Raw genomic sequence first — 6,684 nt, forward strand, 5'->3', positions numbered from 1 at the left:
GACGCCTCCAAGATCCCCGACAGAGTCAAGCTCAGGGCTCGGTCTGTTCTGCGAGTGACTCGGGTGCGCAGAGAGCGGGGATGAAAGAGTGCTCGCGCAGCGCCGAGATCACCGCCGTGATGGCGGCGCGCTGCCTGGTGCTTCGTCGTACCGCGAGAGAGATACTGCGGTGCACCGGCGGGCTGAGCTCTCGGGCGACGACCCCCTGATCCGACGTCAACGCAAGCAGAGGCAGCAAGGCCACGGATTGGCCTGATGCGACATGGCGCAGCAGCATCAGATAGTTGTTGAAGCGGCACACCACTCTGGGCTCGAACCCTGATTTCCGGCACAGTTGCTGGGTGAGATCGGCCATGTAGGACTGCGGCCGGTCACAGGCCCAGGACTCCTCAGCACAAGACGCCAGATCGACCGTGGTTCGGGCAGCGAGGGGATGGCCCCGAGGCAAGACCAGGACGACCGGATCGTTGCCCAGCGGAATGATGTCGAGGTCGGATCGCGAGGCGAGACCTCCGTGGTCGGCGCTCGTCACGACCATGTCCACTTCACCTGAGCGCAGTGCCGGACCGCTCTCGTGCGGCTCCAGTTCGACCAGCTCAAGGTGCAGTTGGGGATGGGTCGTTGCGAGATGGGTCGCCGCCGGCACCGCCAGAGTGTAGATCGCGCTCTGAAAGGCTCCCAGCCGGACGGTTCCGGCCGGCTCGCCGTTCAAAGCCTTCAGCTCGGCCTCGACCTCGGCGATCTGATCGAGGATGTCACGCCCCCGTCGCGCCAGCAGCAGGCCGGCCGGAGTCAACTGCACCCGTCGACCGATCCGTATGAGGAGCTGGCATCGGGTCTCACGCTCCAGCACCGCGAGTTGCTGAGACACGCTTGAGGCACTGAGGTGCTGCGTTTCGGCGACCGCACGGATGGTGCCGAGGGTCTCCAACAGGCTGAGCAAGTGAAGACGACTGGTGTTCAGCACCGCTCCATTGTACGGCTTTGCCGTACAGGCTGGTCACAACTGCGCGATGGACGCACTTCGCCGCGCACACCTACCGTGACCGCATGACCCTGGACCAGTCCGGTGCGGACCTTGAGCGCCACCTCATCCGCTACAGCGGCCGCGCCGCCTTCTCGCTAGAGGTCATCGTGAGAGCGGTCGGCACGTCGGTTTTCACTGAGAGCGGCCGTGAGCTGCTCGACTTCACCTCCGGTCAGATGAGCGCGATCCTCGGCCACTCCCACCCCAGGGTCGTGGAGACCGTGCGCAAGCAGATCGGCCAACTGGACCATCTGCACAGCGGCATGCTGAGCCGCCCGGTCCTCGAACTCACCCGCCGGCTTGCCGATACGCTGCCGAGCCCGCTGGACAAGGTGCTGCTGCTCACGACGGGAGCGGAAGTAAACGAAGCGGCCGTGCGCATGGCGAAACTGGTCACTGGCCGTCACGAGATCGTGTCCTTCGCCCGCTCTTGGCACGGAATGACGCAGGCAGCTGCAAACGCCACGTATGGTGCGGGCCGCAAAGGGTATGGGCCCGCCGCGCCCGGCAACTTCGCACTGCCGGTGCCGGACCGCTTCCATCCCGACATCGTCGGACCGGACGGGTCTCTGGACTGGCAGCGCCAACTCGATCTGGCATTCGACCTGATCGACGCCCAGTCGGTCGGCAGTCTCGCCGCGTGCCTGGTCGAGCCGATCCTCAGCTCAGGCGGCGTCATCGAGCTCCCGCCAGGATATCTCGCGGCGCTGGCACACAAGTGCCGCGAGCGAGGCATGCTGCTGATCCTCGACGAGGCCCAGACTGGCCTGTGCCGCACGGGCGATTGGTACGCGCTCGAGCACGAAGGCGTCGTGCCGGACATTCTCACGCTGTCCAAAACGCTTGGCGCAGGACTTCCCCTGGCCGCCGTGATCACCAACTCCGAGATCGAGCACCAGGCTCACGAGCGCGGGTTCCTGTTCTTCACCACGCACGCCAATGATCCGCTGCCCGCCTCTGTGGGCCTCTCGGTCCTGGACGTACTGGCCGAAGAGGGCCTTGATCGTCGCGCACGAGAGCTGGGCGGCAGGCTTCACGACAGCCTCGGCGCGCTCAAGGCGCGCCACGCCGTCGTGGGCGACGTTCGCGGCCGGGGCCTGCTTCTGGGGGTCGAGCTGGTAGACGACCGCGAGACGGGGCGCGGGGGCGCCGACCTTATCGGCGCCGCGGTGACCCAGCGATGCTTGGAACTCGGTCTGCACATGAACATCGTTCAGCTTCCGGGTATGGGAGGCACTTTTCGCATCGCGCCGCCGTTGACGGCGAGCGACGAGGAAATCGCCCGAGGGGTCGACATCCTGGACCAAGCCCTCGCTGACGCGACAAAGAAAGAAGGGCTCCAATAGTGGATTACCGTCCGCCCCCACTGACCGATAGCCCACTTCACCTCCTGCTGAGAACGCGAGGTAGGTGGTTCTTCACCAGTGCGCGGCCTGCGGTCACGTGAACGATCCTGCAGCGGCCGCGGCACCGCCGGATCTGCCGGCCAGTGCGGACAACGTATCCGGTGACTTTGATGTGGCAACACGCGCACGGGCTGCAGGCCGTATGCGGCGTCGGGTAACACCGTCCGGGCATCTGAAAACCCGATCACTGTACGGGCTTGCCTAGAAAGGTTTCACGCCCTGCAACGGTGAGCTTCTCGACCGCCACAAGACCTTTCCCTGTTTCCTATCCACCTTTTCCTCCCCACCTCAGGAGTTCTCAATGCAGCCACACGTCGACCAAGCGCGTGAAGATTATGACGTGCATCGAGACTCATGTCGACAGTGTCAGGCGTCCGCACGGCCTTGCCCCGTTGCCAAGCACCTGCGGCGGGCTTACAACAACCTGCTGCGTGCGGCCCGCTCTGCCTCTTGAGGTAAAAGGATGCGACGAGCTTCGTCAACGGGCTTCGATCTCGTTCAGATCTCACAATTCAAGGTTCATCTTTTCAAGCCCGACTTGAGAGGGTGAAATGAATCAACATTTCTCTCAGATTGCTTATACCGGCTCCCGCAGTGGAGCGCGAGCGCCGACCGAGGTGTAGATATGTCTGGATCGCATGATGGTCGGCGTGAGCTGATGGCCGGACAACTTGGTGTATGGCATGCACAAGAGCTGAATCCGAATAGTCCGATTTACAACATGGGTGAATATACTGGAGATTCACGGAAACGTGGATGCGGACCTTTTCGAGACCGCCGTGCGAAAAAGCGTCCAAGAGCTCGACTGTTTTCACCTGCGTTTTGAGGCGACCGCAGAAGCCCCTCGGCAGTACTTTGATCTGCGCAGCGACTGGCTGTTTCATATGATCGACGTGAGCGGTGAGGAAGATCCCCGATCCGGCGCGGAGAGTTGGATGCGGGCGGACATGGGACGTCCAGTGTTTCTCCAGGGTGATGAACTCTTCACTCACGCGCTGTTCAAGGTCGGTGAAGGGCTCTTCTTCTGGTATCAGCGGCTTCACCACATCATCGCGGACGGACTCGCTGGATCCCTGATAGCCTCTCGGGTGGCTACGGTTTATACGGCGCTACTGGCTGGCGAACACGTCCAGGATAATGCATTTGCGTCAGCTTCGGTGTTGATGGACGCTGATAACGAGTACCGGTCGTCCGCGGAAATCGAAACCGACAGACAGTACTGGACGGAGCGGCTTTCCGATCACCCTCAAACGATCAGCTTGAGCGGCCGTGAGCCCTGCAATGCGCCTCGCGAACTGGCGCGCCACACGCTTCACATTTCTCCCGATGTCGCCGCAGAACTCAGAAGCTATGCACGTCGCTTGGGAACCAGCATATCGGGTCTGGCCATCGCCACTAGCGCCGCCTTCCTGCACCGCACAACGGGACAAGAGGACATCATCCTCGGAGTTCCCGTCATGGGCCGGAAAATCGGACTTCGCAACATCCCGGGAAGGACAGCCAATATCATTCCCCTGCGCCTCGCGGTGCGACCGAATGCTACCGTGAGGGAACTGGTGAAGCAGGTGTCTCGCGGAGTGCGAGATGCCTTGCGTCATCAGCGATACCGCTATGAGGATATTCTGAGGGACCTCAAGCTGGTAGGGCGGACCGGACTCTACCCCCTACTGGTCAATGTCGTCTCCTTTGACTACGATGTGAAATTCGGTGAGGCTTCCAGCGCCGCACGCAGTCTCGGCGGCATAAACTTCAACGATCTATCGATCTCGGTTTATGACAGGTCATCCGACGGCAGCATGTCTGTGGTCGTAGAAGCCAACCCTGATCTTTACAGTCGGGCTGCATTGCATGAGCATGCTGCCAAATTCCTTGACGTAATGAACTGGATGGCGCGTTCCGCTGCGGAGGAACGCATACACCAGATTACCTTGATGAACCGTTCACAACAGCGCCTCATTCTCGAGAGCTGGAACGACACCGCCCGGGAGGTGCCGGCAGCAACGCTGCCAGACCTCTTCCAGTCCCAGTCTGCCCGCACGCCGGACGCGGTAGCGGTGGTCTTCGAAGGTGCCGAGGTGACCTACGCAGACCTCAACGCGCGGGCCAACCGCCTCGCCCGACTCCTGATCGGTCGGGGCGCGGGACCTGATGCGCTGGTCGCGGTGATGATGCACCGATCCCTCGACCTGGTGGTCGCACTCCTCGCGGTGGTGAAGGCCGGCGCGGCATATGTACCTGTGGACCCCGACTACCCCTCCGACCGCATCACTCACGTTTGCGACGACGCGCAGCCTATTCTGGTGCTGACCAGCACGGACCTGGCCTGCCGCCTCACCGGCACCCACCCACCGATGGTGGCCGTCGATGACCCCGCGACCATCACCGCATGTGAAGGCCTCGTGGACACCGACCCCACCAACGCCGAGCGCCGCGCTGCCCTGCTGCCCGCTCACACCGCATATGTCATCCACACCTCGGGTTCGACCGGACGGCCGAAGGGTGTCGCGATCCCCCATGCGGGTGTCGTCAACTGGCTGACCTGGCTGCAGGGCACCTATCACTTGACGGCCGCGGATCGGGTACTGCAGAAAACTCCCTTCGGTTTCGATGTGTCGGTACGGGAGTTCTTCTGGCCGCTCCTGCAGGGTGCAACGATGGTTGTCGCCAAGCCCGCCGGCCACCGCGATCCCAGGTACCTGGCCGAGTTGATCCAGCGTGAACGTGTCACGATCGCGCACTTCGTCCCGTCCCTGCTGCAGGTCTTCCTCCGTGAACCGGCCGCCGCTGCCTGTGCCGACCTGCGAGCTGTGTTCTGCAGCGGGGAAGCGCTCCCCAGTGACCTCGCCGAACAGTTCTCGAAGCTGATAGACGTTCCACTCCACAATCTCTACGGACCCACCGAGGCATCAGTGGAGGTCACCGCATGGTCCTTCGACGGTGACACCAGCAGGAGCGGTGTTCCCATCGGGCGCCCGGTGTGGAACACGCAGGTCTATGTGTTGGATGCGGCCTTGGGGCCGGTGCCGCCGGGTGTGGCGGGTGAGTTGTACCTCGCCGGTGTTCAGCTTGCGCGGGGATATCTGGGTCGGCCGGGGTTGTCGGCGGAGCGGTTTGTCGCGAGCCCGTATGGCACTCCTGGTGAGCGGATGTACCGTACGGGTGACCTGGTCCGGTGGACCGCTGATGGGCGACTGGAGTATCTGGGCCGTACCGATGATCAGGTGAAGGTTCGGGGTTTCCGGATCGAGTTGGGTGAGGTCGAGGCGGCGCTGACTGCGCATCCGTCGGTGGCCCAGGCGGCGGTGGTTGTGCGTGAGGACCAGCCTGGAGACAAGCGCCTGGTGGGCTACCTCGTTCCCGCCGGCGGTCGCAGTGGTGGTTGCGACACCTCTGTTCTGCGCGCCCACCTCGGTGCTCTGCTTCCGGAGTACATGGTGCCCTCTGCGCTGGTGGTGTTGGATACGCTGCCGTTGACGGTGAACGGCAAGCTGGACCGCAAGGTCCTGCCCGCTCCCAACTATCAGCCGACAAACAGTGCGCGTGGGCCGGCAACGGTGCAGGAAGAGATCCTGTGTTCGGTGTTCGCCGAGGTCCTGGGCCTGCCGACGGTCGGGGTGGAGGACAACTTCTTCGAGCTGGGCGGCCACTCGCTGCTGGCCACCCGGGTGGTGAGCCGCATCCGTTCGGTCTTCGGGGCGGAGGTATCGATTCGGACGCTGTTCGAGGCGCCCACCCCGGATGCTCTGGCGGTCCGGTTGATCTCCTCCGGGCCAGGGAGGCAACCGCTGGTGCGGGTGGAGCGGCCGGGGCGGGTGCCGTTGTCGTTCGCGCAGCAGCGGTTGTGGTTCCTGGGTGAGCTGGAGGGCCCGTCGGCGACGTACAACATTCCCCTCGCTCTGCGGTTGACCGGGGCGCTGGATGTCGACGCGCTGACGTATGCCTTGGGTGATCTGGTGGGCAGGCACGAGGTGCTGCGTACGGTGTTCACCACCGTGGACGGGCAGCCGTATCAGCACATACTCCCGCCCGAAAAGGCCTCTTTCGATCTGCCGGTGGTCGAGGTGGGGCAGGAGGGTGTGGCGGGGGTGGTTGCCGAGCTGGCGGGTCATGCGTTCGATCTGGCGGCTGAGCTTCCTTTGCGGGCGCGGCTGCTGCGGGTGGGGCCGGGTGACTGTGTGCTGGTGATGGTGGTGCATCACATTGCCGGTGACGGATGGTCGATGGGGCCGTTGGCGCGGGATGTGTCGGCCG

The 6,684-nt window shown here is 63.6% G+C and carries 3 protein-coding genes; 2 read left to right on the forward strand and 1 reads right to left on the reverse strand.

Features of this window, described 5'->3' with window-relative positions; translation table 11 throughout:
- Positions 1-31: 31 nt before the first annotated feature.
- A complete protein-coding gene (locus ACWV17_RS30070; protein WP_455356993.1) occupies positions 32-967 on the reverse strand; it encodes a LysR family transcriptional regulator in 936 nt (311 codons plus the stop codon).
- Between the two features lie 83 nt (positions 968-1,050).
- On the opposite strand from ACWV17_RS30070, the gene ACWV17_RS30075 reads away from it, so the two are divergent.
- Together ACWV17_RS30075 and ACWV17_RS30080 are read left to right on the forward strand one after the other, a co-directional pair.
- A complete protein-coding gene (locus tag ACWV17_RS30075; RefSeq protein ID WP_455356992.1) occupies positions 1,051-2,373 on the forward strand; it encodes an aspartate aminotransferase family protein in 1,323 nt (440 codons plus the stop codon).
- 785 nt (positions 2,374-3,158) lie between these two features.
- Positions 3,159-6,684 (forward strand): amino acid adenylation domain-containing protein (locus ACWV17_RS30080; RefSeq protein ID WP_455362153.1); only part of this gene is annotated, 3,526 nt, incomplete at its 3' end.

It is taken from the genome of Streptomyces mabaensis (genome assembly GCF_053763515.1).

Coding starts and splice junctions, on each gene's coding strand:
- ACWV17_RS30075 (WP_455356992.1), top strand. CDS start 1,051: ATGACCCTGGACCAGTCCGGTGCGGACCTTGAGCGCCACCTCATCCGC.